At 62.9% G+C, this 19259-nt stretch carries 18 protein-coding genes; 5 read left to right on the top strand and 13 right to left on the bottom strand.

Features of this window, described 5'->3' with window-relative positions; genetic code table 11:
- Nucleotides 1–198: 198 nt before the first annotated feature.
- Nucleotides 199–1965, bottom strand: a complete 1767-nt coding sequence (locus OW521_RS18545) for a GNAT family N-acetyltransferase (RefSeq protein WP_268021043.1) — start codon at nt 1963–1965, stop codon at nt 199–201.
- An 84-nt stretch (nt 1966–2049) separates the two neighbouring features.
- On the opposite strand from OW521_RS18545, the gene OW521_RS18540 reads away from it, so the two are divergent.
- Nucleotides 2050–2829 carry an alpha/beta fold hydrolase gene (locus OW521_RS18540; protein ID WP_268021042.1) on the top strand — a complete coding sequence of 260 codons (780 nt, stop codon included), beginning with the start codon at nt 2050–2052 and terminating at the stop codon, nt 2827–2829.
- Nucleotides 2830–2870: 41 nt separating this feature from the next.
- Here the strand turns inward: OW521_RS18540 and ychF are convergent, their stop codons facing one another.
- Nucleotides 2871–3956, bottom strand: a complete 1086-nt coding sequence (gene ychF, locus OW521_RS18535) for a redox-regulated ATPase YchF (protein ID WP_268021041.1) — start codon at nt 3954–3956, stop codon at nt 2871–2873.
- A gap of 122 nt (nt 3957–4078) precedes the next feature.
- On the opposite strand from ychF, the gene OW521_RS18530 reads away from it, so the two are divergent.
- Nucleotides 4079–5317 carry a DNA recombination protein RmuC gene (locus OW521_RS18530; RefSeq protein ID WP_268021040.1) on the top strand — a complete coding sequence of 413 codons (1239 nt, stop codon included), beginning with the start codon at nt 4079–4081 and terminating at the stop codon, nt 5315–5317.
- Nucleotides 5318–5379: 62 nt separating this feature from the next.
- Here OW521_RS18530 and OW521_RS18525 read toward each other — a convergent pair whose 3' ends face one another.
- Nucleotides 5380–6465, bottom strand: a complete 1086-nt coding sequence (locus OW521_RS18525; RefSeq protein WP_268021039.1) for a 4-hydroxy-3-methylbut-2-enyl diphosphate reductase — start codon at nt 6463–6465, stop codon at nt 5380–5382.
- On the bottom strand, nt 6462–7340 hold the full coding sequence (locus OW521_RS18520) for a hypothetical protein (protein WP_268021038.1): 879 nt from the start codon (nt 7338–7340) through the stop codon (nt 6462–6464). Before OW521_RS18520 ends, OW521_RS18525 begins: the two co-directional genes overlap by 4 nt.
- A gap of 221 nt (nt 7341–7561) precedes the next feature.
- Between OW521_RS18520 and xseA the strand changes: the two genes are divergently transcribed.
- Entirely contained in the window at nt 7562–8902 is a 1341-nt protein-coding gene (gene xseA / locus OW521_RS18515) for an exodeoxyribonuclease VII large subunit (RefSeq protein WP_442781177.1), read from the top strand.
- 3 nt (nt 8903–8905) lie between these two features.
- On the top strand, nt 8906–9163 hold the full coding sequence (locus OW521_RS18510; protein WP_268021037.1) for an exodeoxyribonuclease VII small subunit: 258 nt from the start codon (nt 8906–8908) through the stop codon (nt 9161–9163).
- Here the strand turns inward: OW521_RS18510 and OW521_RS18505 are convergent.
- From OW521_RS18505 to OW521_RS18470, 8 genes are all read right to left on the bottom strand, one after another.
- Nucleotides 9160–10014, bottom strand: a complete 855-nt coding sequence (locus tag OW521_RS18505; RefSeq protein WP_268021036.1) for a polyphosphate kinase 2 family protein — start codon at nt 10012–10014, stop codon at nt 9160–9162. The genes OW521_RS18510 and OW521_RS18505 overlap by 4 nt on opposite strands.
- 51 nt (nt 10015–10065) lie before the next feature.
- Nucleotides 10066–11286 (bottom strand): pyridoxal phosphate-dependent aminotransferase, encoded by a 1221-nt coding sequence (locus OW521_RS18500; RefSeq protein ID WP_268021035.1) that lies wholly within the window; start codon nt 11284–11286, stop codon nt 10066–10068.
- Between the two features lie 114 nt (nt 11287–11400).
- A complete protein-coding gene (locus tag OW521_RS18495; RefSeq protein WP_268021034.1) occupies nt 11401–12345 on the bottom strand; it encodes an ABC transporter substrate-binding protein in 945 nt (314 codons plus the stop codon).
- A complete protein-coding gene (locus OW521_RS18490; protein ID WP_268021033.1) occupies nt 12342–13085 on the bottom strand; it encodes an ABC transporter permease in 744 nt (247 codons plus the stop codon). The genes OW521_RS18495 and OW521_RS18490 overlap by 4 nt, the downstream gene beginning before the upstream one ends.
- The gene (locus OW521_RS18485) at nt 13082–13792 is read right to left on the bottom strand and encodes an ABC transporter permease (RefSeq protein ID WP_268021032.1); all 711 of its coding nucleotides are present in this window, start codon (nt 13790–13792) and stop codon (nt 13082–13084) included. The genes OW521_RS18490 and OW521_RS18485 overlap by 4 nt, the downstream gene beginning before the upstream one ends.
- Nucleotides 13792–14877 carry an ABC transporter ATP-binding protein gene (locus tag OW521_RS18480; RefSeq protein WP_326493974.1) on the bottom strand — a complete coding sequence of 362 codons (1086 nt, stop codon included), beginning with the start codon at nt 14875–14877 and terminating at the stop codon, nt 13792–13794. Before OW521_RS18480 ends, OW521_RS18485 begins: the two co-directional genes overlap by 1 nt.
- Nucleotides 14878–15013: 136 nt before the next feature.
- Nucleotides 15014–15472, bottom strand: coding sequence for an NUDIX hydrolase (locus OW521_RS18475; RefSeq protein ID WP_268021030.1), 459 nt, complete (start codon nt 15470–15472; stop codon nt 15014–15016).
- A gap of 10 nt (nt 15473–15482) precedes the next feature.
- Nucleotides 15483–17282: a glycoside hydrolase family 35 protein gene (locus OW521_RS18470; protein WP_268021029.1), complete on the bottom strand. Its 1800-nt coding sequence runs from the start codon at nt 17280–17282 to the stop codon at nt 15483–15485.
- Between the two features lie 50 nt (nt 17283–17332).
- Here OW521_RS18470 and OW521_RS18465 point away from each other — a divergent pair, with 50 nt between their 5' ends.
- Nucleotides 17333–18376 (top strand): pirin family protein, encoded by a 1044-nt coding sequence (locus OW521_RS18465; protein WP_268021028.1) that lies wholly within the window; start codon nt 17333–17335, stop codon nt 18374–18376.
- 2 nt (nt 18377–18378) lie between these two features.
- Here the strand turns inward: OW521_RS18465 and OW521_RS18460 are convergent, their stop codons facing one another.
- Complete coding sequence (locus OW521_RS18460) at nt 18379–19248, bottom strand: N-acetylglucosamine kinase (protein ID WP_268025960.1); 870 nt, start codon at nt 19246–19248, stop codon at nt 18379–18381.
- Between the last annotated feature and the right edge of the window lie 11 nt (nt 19249–19259).

The following is a 19259-nucleotide window of genomic DNA, read 5'->3' as shown; positions in this document are numbered from 1 at the left end:
GAACCGGGGCTTTTATCAGTTAATTCTCCATCACTGAGGATGGCTGGGGCACTATACGTTGACGCGGAACCCCGCCGCATTCTGGCGCTTATGTGCATGACAGCGTCAGCCGCTTACCGACACCGCCCTAAGGCCGATAAGGCGAGTACGCGCTTCCGCCACGAAATCCGATCCATCCAGCACGTGAAGTGCAGGTGCCTATATGCGCCGTTTCAGCCCGACGTGGGCAGTCCGATATCCGAGTCGGGTGTAGAAGGCTCGAGCCCGTTCCCGTGCTTCGTCGGTGGTCACCTGTGCCAGATGCGCCCCACGCGCACGCCCAAAATTGTGTGCCCACTCAAGCATCGCGGTGCCCAAGCCATGTGAACGTTCCGCGGCCGCAACTCGCAGTCCCTCGATCTGTAGTCGGGAAGAACCACCCCGGGAAAGACCTGGAATGACGGTCAATTGCATCGTGGCAACGATGCGGTCGGCATCATTTCGGACGACCCCCAGATAGTTGGAACTGTCGCGAACAACCAAGTTGTAGGCCGCCTCGTATCGTTCGAGCTCGACGCACTCACGATCGGGACCGAACTGATCATCGGACAGCAGCGCGGCGATGGCCTCGACATCATCGCGATTCGCCCGTTCCAGCCTGAAGGTCCGGCCCGCCACTCGCAGCAGTCCTCGAACTGAGGATCGCGCATCTGCCTGCAAACGAGCGACCAGCAGATCAAGCCATCCGCCGACGTTGGCTCGAGCCTCAAGGGTGTCGGGATAACGGCATCTCAAGTGCAGGCCGGACTCGTCCAGGATGAACCAAAGCATGACGCCGTCGGTATCGATTGTCGCGCTCACATAATGGGCGTCGAGTCCGACGGAGTCGATTCGCACTGGCAGTCTGCGCAGGTCCAGCCAGGAGATCGCGAACATACCAGGAGCTACGGGCATGCCGCCCCATGGGGCCAGCACGTCCGCGAGCGGCCACGAGCCAAGCTGCACAGCCTCTTTTACCGCGGCCGCCGCAGCGCGCGGCTCGGCGACCGCCGACTCAAGTACCGAATTAGTAATGAACCAGCCGACTGAGTCATGCCAGCGGTCGTCGAAACGGCTGTGCACGGGAAAAACGGCTCGCAGCGGGGTTCCCGCCAACTCGCGGGTCACCGCTGTCATCGCAACAACAGCGAGTGCAAGTGTCGAGACACCGTCGTTGCGGGCCTGCGCAGCAAATGCGGCACCGTCGTCGAGATCGAACACATCGCGAACTTCTACACGCTCGCGCTGCGGATCGGGCGCACCCAGGGGCAGTGGGAATTGCGGCATTACGCCGCCGCTGTCCCCGATGATGTCTTCCCATCGGTGACGCACGTGGTCCGGCGCCGCATTCCGATCCAGCAGTGCCTGCGTGTGTTCAACAAATGTGGGCGCTGGCCCGGGCAACGGTTCACGGCCCGCCCTCCCAGCATCGAGCGCCGACAGCAGGTCTCGCGCGATCACCAGCATTGACCACATATCGACGTGGGCGTGGTCGGCCGCAATCACGACTGTGAGTCCAGCAGCAGTCTCCAATACGCAAAGCCGGTGTGAGGGGTGTTGGTACGGCGAACACGCGGCATCGAGAATGTCCCGCACCGCGTCATTGACGGACTGGCCAGGAGATACCTGATGCTCCACCCAGGTTCCCGGACCTATATCAATTTCGTGAAGCTCCGGATCATCGTCCGCACCGGGCACGAATGCCGTTCGCAGCGTGCCGTGACGGGCGACGACAGCCAGCCAGGCATCGGCAATTGACTCACGACGAGTTGGTGTAGGCAGCCGAAAGGACATTGCCATCCAGGAGCCGGGCCGGTCGCCTGTCCCGACATGGAGCCGCTGGTCAAAGGACACCGGAAGACGACGGCCGGGCTCCGAGACACTGACGTCGTAGCCCCAAAGTCGTCCGAATGGTAGGCGCAGGTGCGTGACGTTGGTCAGCCGCATGGCAGTATCCTATCGCCCCAGATAGCCTGAATTCTCAACGCAGCCGCTAAAGGTGGCGCGGTCAGTCATGAAACGAGGAGCCTGATGCCCACTTTCGAGGTACCCGGAGCCGAGCTTGCGGTTGCTTTGAGCGACGAAGGTGGACACCCGGTTGTCCAGCTGCATGGCCTTACCTCAAGCCGCGCGCACGACCGGGTACTCAACCTCGACCTCGGTCGAGGGCTCAGTGGAACTCGACTGCTGCGGTACGACGCACGCGGCCATGGCCGGTCGACTGGGCGGAAGGTTCCCGAGGAATATCAATGGCAAAACCTCGCCGACGACCTCCTACGGCTGCTCGATCACTGGTTCCCAGGTGAACGTGTCCACGGAGTTGGCCCCTCCATGGGTACCGGCACACTCTTGCACGCCGCTTCCCGCGAGCCGGACCGTTTTACCGGGCTCACGCTCATGGTGCCACCCACCGCGTGGGAAACCAGAGCTGCACAGGCTGCGAACTACGGGGTTGCCGCAGGGCTTATCGAATCTGTTGGTGTCGAGGCATTCCTCGCCACCACCCGCGGCGAAACACCGCCGCCGGCGACAAACGGTGCGCCGGAGACGAGGCCCGACGTCGCCGACGAGCTGTTGCCGTCGGTGTTTCGAGGCGCCGCACTCAGCGATCTGCCCGCTCCCGAGGCCGTCGCGCGAATCGACATACCAACGACAATCCTGGCGTGGGTCGACGATCCGGGCCACCCGCTGTCAACCGCGGAATCCCTGGCCGCACTGCTCCCGCAAGCAACGCTGACGGTCGCCCGCACCCCGGCTGATGTCGAAACCTGGCCCAATATTCTGAGCCAGGATGTCGCGCGTCTGGGCTAACCGACAATTCGCTCGACTACTTGTTCACAAGCGGAACTCGATTACACGTTGAAGCGGAACTCCACCACATCGCCGTCGGCCATGACGTATTCCTTGCCTTCAATGCGGACTTTGCCGCGGGACTTGGCCTCGGCCATGGATCCGGCAGCGATGAGGTCATCGAAGGAGACAACTTCGGCCTTGATGAATCCGCGCTGGAAATCCGTGTGAATGACTCCTGCGGCCTGGGGCGCGGTGTCGCCTCGGTGGATGGTCCAAGCGCGGGCTTCCTTCGGACCAGCAGTGAGGTAGGTCTGCAGACCGAGGGTGTGGAATCCGACCCGTGCCAGCTGATCGAGCCCGGATTCGTCCTGGCCGTTCATCTCGAGCATCTCGCGGGCTTCTTCCTCGTCGAGTTCAACGAGATCCGATTCCAGCTTGGCGTCAAGGAAAATGCAGTCCGCTGGCGCCACCATGGCGCGCAGTTCCTCTTGCTTTTCCGGGTTGCCCAGGATTCCTTCGTCCGAGTTGAAGACGTAGATGAAGGGCTTGGCCGTGAGGAGGCTGAGCTCCTTGAGGTGCTCCATCTCGAGCTTGTCGCTCTTGACCGAGGAGAAGATCGTGTCGCCGCGTTCCAGCACGGCCTGGGCAGCCAGGATTGCTGCGAGTTCCGCGGCTTCCCGCTTCTTGATCTTGACTTCTTTTTCGATCCGGGGAGTGGCCTTTTCGATCGTCTGGAGGTCCGCCAGGATCAATTCGGTGTTGATCGTCTCAATGTCGGAGCGGGGGTCAACTTTGCCATCGATGTGGACAACGTCCGGGTCATCGAAGACGCGGATGACTTGGGCGATGGCTTCTGCCTCGCGGATGTTCGCAAGGAACTTGTTGCCCAGGCCTTCTCCTTCCGAGGCGCCCTTGACGATTCCCGCGATGTCAACGAACGAGACGACGGCGGGCAGGAGGCGCTGCGATCCGAAGACCTCCGCCAACTTCTGCAGGCGCGGGTCCGGGAGGTTGACGACGCCGACGTTTGGCTCGATGGTGGCGAACGGGTAGTTCGCGGCCAGCACCTGGTTGCGGGTCAGTGCGTTGAAAAGGGTTGATTTGCCGACGTTGGGCAGTCCGACGATGCCAATAGTAAGAGCCACGAGCATTGATTCTACCCGCTGAGGCCCCTTGTCCGTTTGCCGAGAAGAACCGAGGACCGGAGTCCCGGGTGCCGTGAGCTCCCCTTCCCTAAATTGTCCTGCCCCTGTGCCAAGGTTGGGTCATGGATGGATTTGCAGTGATACTCGCGTTGTTGATGCTTCTTCTCGGTGCCGCCGCCGGCATAGTGGCGGGGTTCGTTCTGTTTCGACGCCGGAACGTCGCCCTTGAAGATGATTTCGACGCGGTCTCCGAGCGCCTCGCCGCAGTAAACGCCCAGTTTGCAGCCGCCGACGCCGAACGGCGCCTTCTGTCGTCGCAGAACCGCGAACTGAACGAGTCCAGGAACCAAGACGGCAGTGTGCTGCGTGCCCTTGCCCCCGTTGCCGAGAAACTGACGGCTGTCCAGCAACAGGTCTCGCTTCTGGAAAGGGATCGCTTGGAGCAATACGGGCAGCTTGCCCAGCAGCTCCAGGAAGCCCGCTTGTCCGATGAGCAGCTCCTGCGCTCCACCCACGCTCTGGCATCCGCGCTGCGGTCCAACAGTGCGAGGGGGCAGTGGGGTGAAGTCCAACTGCGCCGGGTGGTGGAAGCCGCGGGCATGTTGCGGCACGTCGATTTTCACGAGCAGGTGCATTCCGCTTCCGTGGACAACGCCGTCCGGCCTGACCTGGTTGTCCAGCTGCCCGGGGGGAAGCAGTTGGTGGTCGATGCCAAAGTTCCGCTGGCGTCCTACCTCGCTGCCCAAGAACAGGGCAGCGCAGGATACGCGGCAGGAAACAGGACGCAGATGGACGGCCATGGCATGCAGTCGGGAGGAAATAGCACAGAGGCCTTGCTGCTGGCTCATGCGAAGGCGCTCAAGTCCCATGTGGATGCCCTGGGGTCCAAAAAGTATTGGGACATCCCCGGAAACTCTCCCGAGCTTGTGATCTGCTTCTTGCCGGCAGAGTCGATCCTCGCCGCGGCCCTGGAAGCGGACCCGGCGCTTTTGGACCACGCCCTCTCCCGGAACGTGGTCCTGGCATCGCCGGGTACCTTGCTGGCCGTTCTCAAGTCCGTTGCCTTCACTTGGCGCCAGGACGTTTTGACGGACAACGCCCGGGAACTCTTCGAGCTCGCCCGGCAGCTGTACGAACGCATGGGCACGCTTGGCGACAATGTTGGCAAGCTGGGCTCGTCGCTGAAGTCCTCCGTGGATCGCTACAACGCGCTCGTAGGAACACTGGAGGCTCGCGTACTGCCCACGGCGCGGAAACTCAATGCCATGGACACGGACGGTTTGGTGTCACCGTCCGCTGTCGAAGCAGTGCCGCGGACCCTGGCTGCGCCCGAACTTATCGAAGGAGAATCCGCGGCCTAGGACCGACGTGCACCGTCCCGGGACTGGACCATGTGTACCGGCCTAGGACCGCCGGGTACCGCCTACGACGTCGAGCGGTTCCCGCGTCCGCCCAGGGCGCGTGTAACGTCTCCGGCCTCTTTGAGGGTGGCGCGCAGTTCCTTCGGCAGGGAGAACAGCAAGTCTTCCTCCGCTGTCACCACTTCTTCAACAGCACCATAGCCATAGTCAGCCAGCAAGCGGAGGACGTCCTGGACCAGGACTTCGGGAACAGAAGCGCCCGAGGTCAGTCCAATTGTGGCAACGCCCTCGAACCAGCTTTCGTCAACCTCGTTCGCGAAATCGACCCGGTAGGAGGCCTTGGCGCCATACTCGAGCGCCACTTCGACAAGCCGCACGGAGTTGGAAGAATTCGCCGATCCAACCACGATCACCAGGTCCGCCTGCGGGGCAATTTTCTTGATGGCCACTTGGCGGTTGGTGGTGGCATAGCAAATGTCATCGCTGGGCGGATCCTGCAGTGTGGGGAACCGTTCCTTGAGCATCCGGACCGTCTCCATGGTCTCGTCCACGCTTAGGGTGGTCTGTGAAAGCCAGATGGTCTTCTCCGGATTGCGCACGGTCACCTTGTCCACTTCGTGCGGTCCGTTGATGATCTGGATGTGGTCCGGAGCTTCGCCGGCCGTGCCTTCCACTTCCTCGTGGCCATCATGGCCGATGAGGAGAATGTCGTAGTCTTCCTTGGCGAAGCGGACGGCTTCGCGGTGCACCTTCGTAACAAGGGGGCACGTGGCATCGATGGTGCGCAGGCCACGGTCTTCGGCGGACTGCACAACGGCCGGGGACACTCCATGTGCGGAGAAGATCACCAGGGCACCTTCGGGTACTTCATCCGTCTCGTCGACGAAGATGGCACCCTTGTCCTCCAGAGAGGTGACGACGTGTACGTTATGGACAATCTGCTTGCGCACGTATACGGGCGGACCATAGTGTTCCAGTGCCTTCTCTACCGCAATGACTGCGCGGTCGACTCCGGCGCAGTATCCGCGGGGAGCCGCGAGCAGGACTCGCTTGGGGCCGGGTACCGGCGCGGCGGCCAGCACCTCGTCCGGCGTCCGACGCCTACGCGGGACAGAGGGCATCGGAATGGAAACTGCTGAGCTGGTCATCCCTCCATGCTACCGGCAGCGTTCGCCCGCACGCTCGGCCTGGCTTTGAGTGCCACGATCACAACGAGCAGGCCGAGAAGGGCAAGGACTCCCCCGGCAATCCCGGCGACGACGATCCAGCCAGTGAAGTTGTCGACGGATGCGGTCACCAACTCCTGGGCGAACTGTCCACCCGTGGCGGTGCCCCCCAGTCCCGCATCCCCTACGCCTTTCAAGACTGTGGCGGCCACTTGCCACAGTCCTGCGAACGCGGCCAAGCCAAGTCCGGCGAAGAAGACAACCGCTCCCCTGCGCCTGGCAGCCAACAGAGCCAAGGCCAACAACAGGATGGCACCCAGGGCGGGGATCCACCACATCGGCGCGTACGCAGAGATTGTGTCTACCTGCTGGCGTTGGCCCGGACCTCCGATACTGATCTGGATGGAATCCGGGGGCGTTATGGGGAGGCCGGTTGTCGCGCGCAGGCGGTCTGCGGCGAGCTTGGCGAGGGGCCCGACGTCGAGCACTAGGGACGTCAGCGCACCTGAGTTCGCTGGACCGGCACCCCCGTCAAAATTCAGCTGGTGGCTCCGGCGGACGGTTTCATTCCAGGCTTGGGGGTATTCCGGCCATGTGGACATGGACGAGGCAGCGTTCTTAAGGAGCGAGGCACCAAGTTGTTCCACCGACGCCGGTAGGTTGACTTTGGATTCAAGGCTTCCGACGGCGGTAGCCGCCAGGCGGGCCTGGAACGCCTGGTCCTTGCCGAGCGAAGCAGTGAGCCCCACGAACCCCTCTTCCCGGACGATGTTGGCGTCCGTCCACGCCATAGGGACGGCGATTCCTGTGAGCAGAAGGGCAAAGATCACTGCGATAGCAGAGACGAACGTGCGCAATGGATTCCTCGGGTTTGGAGTACAGCAGTTCCAGTCGGGGCGACGACCAGTAAATGTCAGTCATGCGTGCTACAAGGTATGGATAGAGTTGGAAGCCTGCCACCAACTTTTCGGTAGCAAACTTTTCAGCGGCACTGATGGCAGCAGTGCCGCCGGCAGCCTTTAGCAACGTACCAGCGAGGACGGAACCATGCACCAGCCACCAGCAGGAGGCTACCCGCGTGTCCTATGATGCCGTGCCCGGCGGCACCCCACAGCCGTTGCCAACTGCCGATTCCCCCGATGCGGAGTCGACACTGCCGGCCACGGCGTCGGAGACCACGCCGGACAATCCTTGGCCGTTGCAGCTGCTGTCCCGCAAGCTCAAGACGCACATAGAACGGGCCCCGGCGGCGTGGATCGAAGGCCAAGTCATCGAGCTCAACCGCCGTGGTGGCAGCGCATTCGTGACGTTGCGGGACACCGACGCTGAAATCTCTTTGCCCGCATCGCTGTGGTCCAACGTTCTGGACCGCCAGAAGGTCCCATTGGAGCGTGGCTCCCGCGTCGTCGCCCTGGTGAAACCCGAATTCTGGCTTAAGACCGGCCGGCTCAACATGTCGATCAAGGACATCCGCCCTGTTGGCCTCGGTGATCTCCTCGCGAGGATCGAACGCTTGCGTCAGGCGCTTGGCGCCGAAGGGTTGTTCTCCGAGTCGCGGAAGAAACGGCTGCCACTGCTCCCCCACCGGATCGGGCTGATCACAGGCCGCGATTCGGATGCCAAGAAAGACGTGCTGCGCAATGCGGCCCTTCGCTGGCCAGCCGTGGAATTCGCCATCCGCGAGGTCGCTGTCCAAGGGGTCACCGCGGTGACTCAGATCCTGGCTGCCCTCAGGGAACTCGACGCCGATCCCCACGTCGATGTGATCGTGATCGCCCGTGGCGGCGGAGCGTTGGAGGATCTGCTTCCCTTCAGCAACGAGGAACTGGTACGGGCGGTATCTGCCGCGGCTACTCCGGTGGTCAGCGCAATTGGCCATGAGGCCGACCACCCTATCTTGGACGACGTCGCGGATCTGAGGGCGTCCACGCCCACTGACGCCGCGAAGAGGATCGTGCCGGACGTCGCCGAGGAATTGGCGAGGGTCCGGCAGGCTCGAGAGCAACTGCACCGTAACGTAAGCCGCTTGGTGGACCGCGAAACGGATAGCCTCAACGCGTTGAGGTCACGCCCCGTGCTTGCTTTCCCTGAGGGAATGGTCACAGCCAGGGCAGAGGACATCGAGCGACTCCGGAAACACGCGCACACGGCCGTTAGCTCCGCCGTCGTCCGCGCAGTCGACCAGATGCACCACCTCCGCGCTCAGGTGAGGGCATTGTCCCCGCAAAAAACACTGGACCGCGGCTATGCGGTGGTCCAAGTGACGGGAGCGGACGGCATCGGCCACGATGTTGTCCGGAGCCCGGACCAAGCCCCGGACGGAACCGAGCTGACCCTGCGGTTGGCAGAAGGCCGCCTCTCAGCCGTGTCTTCCGGAGCTTCCGGAAACCCAAGCAAGCAACAGCAGAACGAGGATTAAGAAATGACAGCAGAGAACTCCTCCCCAGAGGCTAAAACCTCGGCGGAGAACCTGGACGCCCTCAGTTACGAGGAAGCCCGCGAGCAACTCATGGGCGTGGTTGGCCGCCTTGAAGCCGGCGGTGCAAGCCTTGAGGAATCACTCGCCCTTTGGGAACGCGGCGAGGCTTTGGCGAAGCGCTGCGAAGAGTGGCTGGAGGGTGCCCGCAGGAGGCTGGCCGCGGCTCGAAGCAACGGCGAGGACGGCCCGACGGCCAGCTAGGATTGGACGGCCAGAGCCCGCTCGGCCGGCACGTCAAAGTCGGCTTTCGGCCAGCCCAGATCCAGCTTCCCGAGGGCCTCGAGTAGAAGCTCCTGTACAGCGATCCTCGCAAACCACTTCTTGTTCGCCGGAACCACATACCAGGGCGCCACCTCGGTTGATGTTTTCTCGAAGACCAGCTGATAGGCGTCCATATAGGAATCCCAAAAGGCGCGTTCCTTGAGATCGTCCGTGCTGTACTTCCAATGCTTGGAAGGGTCATCCAATCGGGCCAGCAGGCGCGCTTTCTGTTCATCACGGCTGATGTTCAGCATGACCTTGACGATCGCCGTGCCTTGCTCGACGAGGTGTGCCTCGAACTCGTTGATGGCCGCGTAGCGCCGTTCCAATTCGGCCTCATCAGCCCACCCGTGCACGCGGTGTATCAGCACGTCCTCGTAGTGGGAGCGGTCAAAGACTCCGACGAATCCGGCGGGGGGCAACGCCTTCTCGATCCGCCAGAGGAAATCGTGGGCTTTCTCTTCATCAGTCGGCGCCTTGAACGGGGCAACCTTGACTCCCTGCGGATCCATCGATCCCACGACATGCTCAACAATCCCGCCCTTGCCGGCAGTATCCATGGCTTGGAGGATCAACAGCACCCGCTTGGGGCTGCCAAATTTTCCCTCGGCAAAGAGCATCTCCTGCAGGACATCCAGACGACCGTCCTGGGCTGCCAGCAAAGCGACGCCGTCAGACTTCTTCCCCTTGTAGCCGGGTGTCGAATCGGCGTCTACCGCATCCAGCGAAAATCCCGGTCCGGCCTTCAAGACGGTGGATACCTGCTTCGTGAACTCCGTGGTCCCGGCCATTTCGACGTCCCCTCTGGTCCGACCGCATTTCGTCGCGGCTTGCACAACAGGCTAGTTGCCTTCGTACCGCCCGAGGAAGTCCGCCATGCGCCCAATCGCTTCTTCAATGTCCTTGACGTTTGGCAGGGTCACCATGCGGAAATGGTCCGGACGCACCCAGTTGAAGGCCCGGCCGTGTGAGACGAGTATCTTTTGTTCCTTGAGCAGGTCAAGGACGAATTTCTCGTCGTCGCGGATGTGATAGACCTCGGGGTCAAGCTTCGGGAACAGGTAAAGGGCACCCCTGGCCTGCTGTGTGCTGACTCCTGGGATCGCGTTGAGCAGATCGTAGGCTTTGTTCCGCTGCTCGAGGAGCCTACCGCCGGGCAGGATCAAGTCATTGATGCTCTGGTGGCCGCCCAAGGCGGTCTGGATGGCATGCTGTGCCGGCACGTTGGCGCACAAACGCATGTTGGCCAGCAGGTTGATGCCTTCGAGGTAGTCGGCGGCATCCTTCTTGGGACCAGAGATGGCCATCCAGCCAGCACGGTAGCCACACACCCGGTATGCCTTGGACAGTCCGCTGAACGTCAGGCACAGTACGTCGTCGCCGGTGAGCCCGGCAAGATTCACGTGGACAGCGTCTTCGTAGAGGATTTTCTCGTAGATCTCATCCGCGAACACCACCAGGCCATGCTTTTCAGCCAGGGCCACGATCTTCTTGAGGGTCTCCTCCGGGTACACCGCCCCCGTGGGGTTGTTCGGGTTGATGACCACGATGCCCTTGGTTTGAGGCGTGATCTTGGATTCCATGTCCTCAAGGTCGGGCTGCCAGCCCGACTCTTCGTCGCACAGATAGTGGACAGGGCGGCCGCCGGCCAATGCCACCGAGGCAGTCCAGAGCGGGTAGTCGGGAGTGGGGATGAGGATCTCGTCTCCCACTTCCAGCAAAGCCATGAGCGACATGGTGATGAGCTCGCTGACGCCGTTGCCAAGGTAGATGTCGTCAACGTGGATGTTTTGGATGCCGCGGGTCTGGTAGTACTGCGAGACGGCGGTGCGGGCTGAGAAAATACCGCGCGAATCGCTGTATCCCTGGGCATGGGGCAGATGGCGGATCATATCCACCAAAATCGCGTCCGGCGCTTCAAATCCGAACGGTGCCGGGTTTCCGATATTCAGTTTGAGGATGCGGTGACCCTCAGCCTCCATCTGCTGGGCGGCCTGAAGAATCGGTCCACGGATGTCGTAAAGGACATTATGAAGCTTGGTGGACTGCTTGAATTCTGCCATTCATCAAATATGCCATACCAGGGATGTACTTCAGTTGAGACATCACTCACATTAACGACGACGGCGGCGAGGCCCCCTGGGTTCCTCGCCGCCGTCGAGCATTTCTCGTGAAGGTTACTTCACGATCCCCTTGTCCTTGAGCCATGCGGCTGCGGCGTCCTTGGGGTTCTGCTTCTGGTTGCCGCTGACTGCGCGGTTGAGGCTGATGAGGTCGTCCGTGCTCAGGATCTTGGACACGGCGTTGAGGGCGTCCTTCGCCTTGTCTGTCATCTTGGCCTTGTTGTACAGCGGGAGGACCTGCTGGGCCTTGAAGTTGTTCTTGGGATCATCCAACACCACCAGCGCGTTGTCCTGGATGGACGGAGTGGTGGTGTAGATGTCCGCAACCTGAACGTCGTTGGACAGCAGAGCCTGCAACGTCAGGTTGCCGCCGCCATCGCTGAACGGCTTCAGGGCCTTGAGCACGCAGTTGTAGTTGGCTTTAAGACCCGGGAAGCCGTAGGCACGGGTCTCAAAAGTTGCCGGCGCCGCCATCGTGAGATCCTTGCAGACCTTGGCGAGGTCATCGATGGATTTGAGCTGGTACTTCTCCGCCGTGGCCTTGGTGACAACCATGGCGTCCTTGTCCTCGGCCTTGGCAGCGTCCAGCACTCCCAATCCCTGCGGAAGCTTTCCGGGCAACGCCTTGAAGACGTCATCTGCCGAGACCTGGGTAGCGTTCTTGTCCAAGTAGGACAGCAGGTTGCCTGAGTAATCCGGGGCGAGATCGATCGAACCGTCCTGGACGGCCTTGAAGTAGATCTCGCGCGATCCAATATTGGGTTTGGTAGTGGCCGTGACGCCCGCGGCGTTCAGTGCTCCGGCGTAGATTTCGGCAATGACTTGGCTCTCCGGGAAATCGGCCGAACCCACGGTCAGCGATCCCCCGGCCCCGGAGGGAGCATTAGTGGATGGCGTGGACAGCGGGCTGCCGCCACATGCGCTCAGGGCAAGTGCAACGCCGACTCCGGCCGCTAGGCCTCCGAGCCCGCGGCGGGTCAGGGTGACGGGGTGCTTCATGCGGTACCTCCTTGAACGGCAGCTCCTGCTGGTGCAGCGGCTGCGAGATCTCCGGTGGCCTTGTGGCCGCCGTTGGAATCGATGGAAAGTCCGGGCGGAAGCAGAATCCTCTGCGCCAGCGCCAGAATGAGGTCGACGGCGATTGCCAACGCCGCGATGAGCAGTGACCCGCCCAGCATGCGGGGAAAGTCCTGGAGGACCAATCCGTCAAAAAGATAACGCCCCAGGCCGCCCAAAGGAAGGTAGGCCACGACGGAAACCGTCGCGATGACCTGCAGGACCGCAGTGCGGATGCCCCCAAACATGACTTGCAGGCCGTTGGGCAGCTCCACGCGGAACAATATCTGGAGTTCGGTCATGCCCATGGCCCTGGCCCCGTCAACGACATTCGGATCGACGCTCGAAATCCCGGCGTATGTCCCCGCCAAAAGGGGTGGCACAGTCAGGATGACCAACGCCCACACGGGCGGCATGAGACCGCTTCCGGCCAACAAAGCAAACAGGACGAGCAAGCCGAGGGTGGGGAGGGCCCGCAAGGCACCGGCGAATGCCACGGCGACGACGCGTCCATGTCCGGTGTGGCCGATGAAGAGGCCCACCGGTACGGCGATGGCCGCGGCAATCGCCAGGACCAGGGCCGAATACTGCAGGTGTTCAAGGAGCCTGGTGGCGATTCCGCCGCTTCCTGACCAATGATCCGGATCCGTGAGCCACGCGACCGTGTCCAGGAAGTTGCTCATCGGGCCGCCTCCGCGTGGATCCGGGTTTCCGCGATGGCCAGCCCTGCCTTGGTTTCTTGCTTGGTGGTTACGGCACTGGCCCGTGTCCAGGGGGTCAGTGCCTTCTCCAGGAGGACCAGGAACGTGTCCATGATGAGGGCAAGCAGGAGAATGGCGATGATGCCGACCACTACCTCAGTGACGAACGTGCGCTGAAGGCCGTCGGTGAACAACATTCCCAGATTTCCGACCCCCAGGAGCGCGGCCACGCTGACCAGGGAGATATTGCTGACGGAGACCACGCGCAAGCCCGCGAAGAGCACCGGCAAGGAAAGGGGCAGGTCGATCTGCAGGAACCGTGCGGTCGGCTTGAAACCCATGGAAACTGCCGCCATCCGGAGGTCGTCGTCCACCGAATCGAAGGCGTCCATGGCAGCCCTTACCAACAACGCAACGGCATAGATGGTGAGGGCAACCACCACGTTGAGCGGATCAAGGATCCGGGTGTTCAGGATCGGCGGCAGAATGATGAAAAGCGCCAGGGAAGGAATGGTGTATAGCAGGGAACTTCCGGTGGTGACCACAGTCCTGAGCGTTCGGTTCCTCCGAGCCAACTGGCCCAGTGGCACGGCAATGAGCAGGCCGAGCACCATGGGGATCAAAGCCAGGATAAGGTGCTCGCCGGCCCGCTCGAAGACCATCCCGCTGTTCGCCAGGAACCATTCCATCAGGGGGCGTCCTCCCGGTTGTGCCGGGTTTCTTCGATCAGCGCCAGGACTTCCTCGGCTTTGAGGACACCGGTGAGCCTGCCGTCGTCGTCGACTACCACGCCCAAGCCCGACGGCGAGGACAAGGCGGCATCCAGCGCCCGGCGGAGCGTGTCGCCGCGCCGGAACAAGGATCCTCCGGGTATCAGCCCGGCACCGTCACGTGGCGAGGCCCATCCCATGGGCCGGGCGTCGCCGTCGAGCACCAATGCCCATTCGCTGCTGCCCGCGGCAAGCTGCGGCGCTTCCACGGTCTTGACTGGATGCACCGGCACCGCATCGGCGCCATTGAAGGCAAGGTGCCGGAAGCCCCTGTCGCGGCCAACAAAGGAGGCCACGAAATCGTTGGCGGGAGCGCGGAGGATCTCTTCCGGCGCCGCATATTGCGCCAGTTTGCCCCCGACGGCGAAGACGGCCACCTTGTCGCCCAGGACGGTGGCCTCGTCAATGTCGTGGGTGACGAAGACGATGGTCTTGGCCAGTTCGCGCTGAAGCCGGAGGAGTTCCTGTTGGAGTTCGTCACGAACTACGGGGTCCACCGCGCTGAACGGCTCATCCATCAGCAAGACCGGCGGGTCCGCCGCGAGCGCGCGCGCCACCCCGACGCGCTGCTGCTGGCCGCCGGACAGTTGGGACGGGTACCGCTTGCCGAGTACGGAGGCCAGCCCGACGACGTCGAGCAATTCCTCCGCGCGTTTGCGGGCCGCCGCTTTGGAAACACCATTGAGCCTTGGAACAGTGGCGATATTGTCCAGCACGGAACGGTGGGGCATGAGCCCCGAGGACTGCATGACGTAGCCCATGGAGCGGCGCAATTGGGCGGCCGGTTCGTTCGAAACATCCTTGCCGGCCACGGTGATGGTGCCCGACGTGGGCTCCACCATGCGGTTGATCATCCGGAGGGAGGTGGTCTTCCCGCAGCCCGAAGGCCCGACGAACACTGTGATGGCACCTTTGTCGATGGACATGCTCAATCCGTCAACAGCGGGTTGCCCGCCCTGATACTGCTTGGTGACGCTCTGGAACTCAATCATGGCTTCAGCCATTCCCGGGCTTACCTAACTGTTGGGCTGCAATATCAACGATGGAAATGAATCAACAGTGACGTGATGTTTCTACAGCCTAACCAGCACCACCGACGATGTCAGCGCAGGCGCGAAGACCGTAATGAATCGGCAATGCTCAGGACGTCGGGAGTTTTCCGTTGAGGGGCCGTTCACTGTGCAAACGGAGGCCGATATCCACCAGGGAAACACGGTTTAGTCCGGGCACTTTGTCCAACGGAACCCATGCAGCACGGGTGGTGCTGCCGTCTATCTCGTGGGTCAGTTCGCCACCGGTGATGTTGGCCTCGTAGACCAAGCGGATCGCTTGGAAATCACGGTCCGATCCGTCCAGGCGCTCCTCGCCCGGCCAGTGGCCGACGTCGATGCCCAGCATCGCTCCGATCTCGGCGTCGTACCCGGTTTCCTCCTGGATCTCGCGGCGGCAACCATCCACAGGATGCTCCCCCAGGTCCAGGCCTCCGCCGGGAAGGGTCCAGCCTTCTTTGCCGTCTTGCTTCCAATAGGCGAGAAGGATCGCTCCGTCGCGGATGACAACTCCATATGCGGCCGGGCGGGTGTCGAAGTGGATGCTCATGGAGCCCAGCCTAAGCGGGCAACAACGCCGCCGCGATCTCCGAGTTGTCGGTTGCGCCAAGATCGGCGCTTTCACGAAGTTCCACCACGGTGCCGGTCTTTTCAAGTTCAAGCACTTTGATGATGTTGCTGCCTGCACGGATGAGCGGCGCCGGAACGTACAGCGTCTGCTGGGGCCCTATGCCCCAGTACCTGCCAAGGAGGAACCCGTTGATCCAGACAAAGCCCTTGCCGGAGTCCGGCAGGGCAAGGTAGCTGTCCGCCGCTTGCTCAGCCACGAACTCTGCCCCGGCAAGCTGCTTTATCTCCGCAGGGCCCCACTCTGCGAGCCGCACAGGCGTCTGCGTCCAATTAAAGGTGTATCGCTGGTTGACCAGGACGCCGCCGAGGATTCCTTTGCCGTGCCCGGTGAGGGGTCCGTAGTTGATCCGCCCGAGGTTCTCCACGAGGATCTCCAGCTTGACGGGAGCCCCTTTGCCGGTGACCTTCAAGCCTTCCGCCGCAGTGACGTCGTCGAGGATTCCGACGAAGGCGCCATCCACCCAGATGTAGGCACGATCGTTCAATCCGGTGATTCGAAGTGCCGATTCCGTCGGGGTCCCGGGTTTTCCTGGAAGCACCGCGTCTGCCGAATACAGCACCATGCCGGCGTCGAGCCCCAATTGTTCAAAGCTCAGCGGCCGGACATTCGGCACAGGGGCGCCCGCTGCCCTGGCAAGCGCCAGAAGTTCCGGGCCGGGCGCCAGCGGCAAAGTCTGCGCAGGGAGGACCGCCGGCTCGGCGAGCAGCTCCTGCGGAAGCTCAGTGAGTTCCTCGATCCCTTGCGCCCGGAGGAACTCCCGCCGGAGCGCATGGAACTTAGGGGTGAGGGCTCCGTTCTCCGCGATGGGAGCGTCCGAATCGTAGCTCGTGACCGTGGGTTGGATGCGGGAGCCATTGTGGTTGCTGCCGGAACGGAGCCCAAAATTGGTGCCTCCGTGGGCCATGTAAATGCAAACTGAGCCGTCCAGGTCGAGCATTTTCCGGACCTCCGCGGCGGCTTCCGCGGCATCCCGGACGTGATGGTGTTCGCCCCAGTGGTCGAACCAGCCGCCCCAGAACTCCACGTTGAAGAACGGCTCGCCTGGCCGGCGTCGTGCCCACGTGGCCACCGCTTCGTCGCCGCGGCTGCCTAGGGTCGCCGTCGCCCACGTCCCGTCAATGGCGCCGCCGTCGAGGTAGTAGTCCGTGCCGCCGTCGGCAGTGAACAGCATTTCAGTGATTCCGCGCTCTTCAAGTGCGCGGCGATTCCAACGGATGTAGTGGTGATCGTCGCCGTAGCTGCCGTATTCGTTCTCGATCTGCACGGCCACCACCGGCCCTCCGACAGATGCCTGGCGGCTGGCGATGATGGGAAGCAAGTGGTCGAACCATTGCTCAATAGGGTCCGTGAACAGAGGGTCGAGGCAACGCAAACCGATTCCCGGGGTGCCCGTGAGCCACGCAGGGAAGCCGCCATTGTCCCACTCGGCGCAAATGTAGGGGCCCGGGCGGACAATGACATCAAGCCCTTCTTCAGCAGCGAGATCAATGAACCGGCCGAGGTCCCGCCACCCACTGAAATCCGGTGCAATATCGGGACTAGGCTGGTGGAAGTTCCAGGCCACATAGGTGTCCACGGTGTTGGCACCCATGGCTTTGAGCTTGCGCAACCGGTCCTGCCAGTGGTCCGGGTGTACACGGAAGTAATGGATGGCTCCGGCAAGGATGCGGTAGCGTTCCCCGGAACGGAAAAGGACGGCGTCGTGGTAGCTCAAAACGGCATTGTTCACGCGAAACAGAATAGTACATTTAGTAACATTTCAGCACATGGAGTTGTATCGTGACCAACTTGGAAACGGCCCCGGCCCAGGAAGTCTGCCCTGCCGGTCACCCCGGCCAGGGACCTTGTGTGCAGCTTTGGCCATCCCGCAACGTTCCCTTGGGCGGCGTCCGAAATATGACGGTCTCCCGCACGCTTCCCCAGCGTGGCCTCCCGACCGTGGGCGCGTGGTGCTTCCTTGATAGCTTCGGCCCGGATCGCGTGGCGATGAGCGTCCTCCCCCACCCGCACACGGGCTTGCAAACCGTCACGTGGCCGCTCCTGGGTGAGGTGCGGCACCGCGACAGTGTTGGAAGCGACGTCGTAGTCCGTCCCGGGCAGTTGAACATCATGACCGCCGGCCGCGGCATTTCGCATTCCGAGTTCGCCGTCCTGCCGGCAGGACTTCACCCGAACGCGCCCGACGGCGGCGCGCCCCTGCCGCTGTCCCGCGGCCTGCAGTTGTGGGTTGCCTTGCCGGACGCAGTAAGGCACCGGGCGCCGTCGTTCCAGCAGATCGTCGACCTGCCGGTGGTCGCGACGGACGGTTTCAGGGCCACCGTGCTCGTCGGCGAATTCGCCGGGCGGCGCTCCCCCGCCATCATGTACAGCCCGATTGTCGGCGCGGAAATCTCGGCCTCGGGCGCCGTCGAACTGCCTCTGAACCCGGTCTTCGAACACGCGATCCTGGTTTTGGACGGCTCCGCGGTGATCGAAGGCCAAACAGTTGACCCCGGCCCACTGGCCTTCCTCGGGACCGGCCGGGAATCGCTCCGCCTCGAGGCAACCCCGGGAACCCGCTTCATGCTCCTGGGTGGCGAACCCTTCGAAGAAGACATCCTCATGTGGTGGAACTTCGTGGGCCGGACGCATGAGGAAGTAGAGCAGGCGCGCGAGGACTGGGAAGCCCAGGCGCTCCTGGGCGACGACGATGCCCGCGCAGCGCGGTTCGGCCTGATCAATGGCCATGGGCCCGACGCCGGTGCAGAGGCCGGGCGAATTCCCGCACCGCCCATGCCGGGAGTCCAGCTCAAGCCGAGGACCCGGAACAGGGCCGGGGAGTAGGACTAGGCCTGTTCCGCCAGGATGTGCAGCACGCCGAACACCGGTTCCTGGTCCAGAACCCGAACATCCGTGATTCCGTGCGCAGCCAACCCTGTCCGGAAGGCGGACTGCAAGGGCTCTACATTCATGCCGAGCCCGCCGCCGAGGATCACCGGTCCAGGGAGGCCAAGTTGCCGAACGGCCTGCGCCGCAAGTTCCGCGAGATCCCGTCCTGCCTGGTCCAGCAGGAGGCGACTGATCTCAACCCCTTCGCGGGCGGTCTCCACCACGGCAGCCGCCCGCTGGGCCCAGTACCGCCTATCCGTGTCCTCCGAATGGAACAAGGCAATGAGCTTGTTGGGGTCGTCCACCCCGCAGGATTCCAGGAGTGCCGCCGTGAGGCCATCGGGCTCCAGCCCCTTGTTCATCCGCCGAAGGCTGTGCCGCACCGCCTCACGGCCAAGCCAATAACCACTGCCCTCATCGCCAAGGAGAAAGCCCCAGCCGCCGGCACGGGCTTCTTCGCCGTCGGCGTTCTTTCCCCAGGCGGCGGAACCAGTCCCCGCAATGACGGCCACCCCAGTGCTTGCCCTGCCTGCCGCGAGCAGCAGGCGGGAATCGTGGACCACCGTGACCTCTGCGCCCGGAACGTGTGGCTCAATCAAGTCGGCGAGGGCGCGGGCATCGGCGTCGGTGTCGATTCCGCCGGCGCCGGCAAGGACGCGGTCCACATGGCCGCCCCCGATCATGGCGAAGAGCTCCGCGAGGTTTGCGGCAGCTACCTCCCGAGTCACGTTCTGGACGTTGGAACTGCCCGTGCTTTCGTCGCGGACCGGTTTGCCGTCCTCGAACCGCACCCCGCGGGTCTTCGTGCCACCAATGTCCAGGCCGATGACCGTAGCCG

Source organism: Arthrobacter sp. MMS18-M83 (assembly GCF_026683955.1).
Lineage (GTDB): Bacteria > Actinomycetota > Actinomycetes > Actinomycetales > Micrococcaceae > Arthrobacter.
The sequence above is the reverse complement of the archived record's forward strand: the minus strand, read 5'-3'. Positions and strand labels throughout refer to the sequence as shown.

What these genes read in the sequence shown, in the direction of transcription:
- OW521_RS18545 (WP_268021043.1), bottom strand. Translation starts at nt 1,965, where the DNA reads ATGCGGCTGACCAACGTCACGCACCTGCGCCTACCATTCGGACGACTT.
- OW521_RS18540 (WP_268021042.1), top strand. Translation starts at nt 2,050, where the DNA reads ATGCCCACTTTCGAGGTACCCGGAGCCGAGCTTGCGGTTGCTTTGAGC.
- OW521_RS18530 (WP_268021040.1), top strand. Translation starts at nt 4,079, where the DNA reads ATGGATGGATTTGCAGTGATACTCGCGTTGTTGATGCTTCTTCTCGGT.
- OW521_RS18525 (WP_268021039.1), bottom strand. Translation starts at nt 6,465, where the DNA reads ATGACCAGCTCAGCAGTTTCCATTCCGATGCCCTCTGTCCCGCGTAGG.
- OW521_RS18510 (WP_268021037.1), top strand. Translation starts at nt 8,906, where the DNA reads ATGACAGCAGAGAACTCCTCCCCAGAGGCTAAAACCTCGGCGGAGAAC.
- OW521_RS18505 (WP_268021036.1), bottom strand. Translation starts at nt 10,014, where the DNA reads ATGGCCGGGACCACGGAGTTCACGAAGCAGGTATCCACCGTCTTGAAG.
- OW521_RS18500 (WP_268021035.1), bottom strand. Translation starts at nt 11,286, where the DNA reads ATGGCAGAATTCAAGCAGTCCACCAAGCTTCATAATGTCCTTTACGAC.
- OW521_RS18495 (WP_268021034.1), bottom strand. Translation starts at nt 12,345, where the DNA reads ATGAAGCACCCCGTCACCCTGACCCGCCGCGGGCTCGGAGGCCTAGCG.
- OW521_RS18490 (WP_268021033.1), bottom strand. Translation starts at nt 13,085, where the DNA reads ATGAGCAACTTCCTGGACACGGTCGCGTGGCTCACGGATCCGGATCAT.
- OW521_RS18485 (WP_268021032.1), bottom strand. Translation starts at nt 13,792, where the DNA reads ATGGAATGGTTCCTGGCGAACAGCGGGATGGTCTTCGAGCGGGCCGGC.
- OW521_RS18480 (WP_326493974.1), bottom strand. Translation starts at nt 14,877, where the DNA reads ATGGCTGAAGCCATGATTGAGTTCCAGAGCGTCACCAAGCAGTATCAG.
- OW521_RS18475 (WP_268021030.1), bottom strand. Translation starts at nt 15,472, where the DNA reads ATGAGCATCCACTTCGACACCCGCCCGGCCGCATATGGAGTTGTCATC.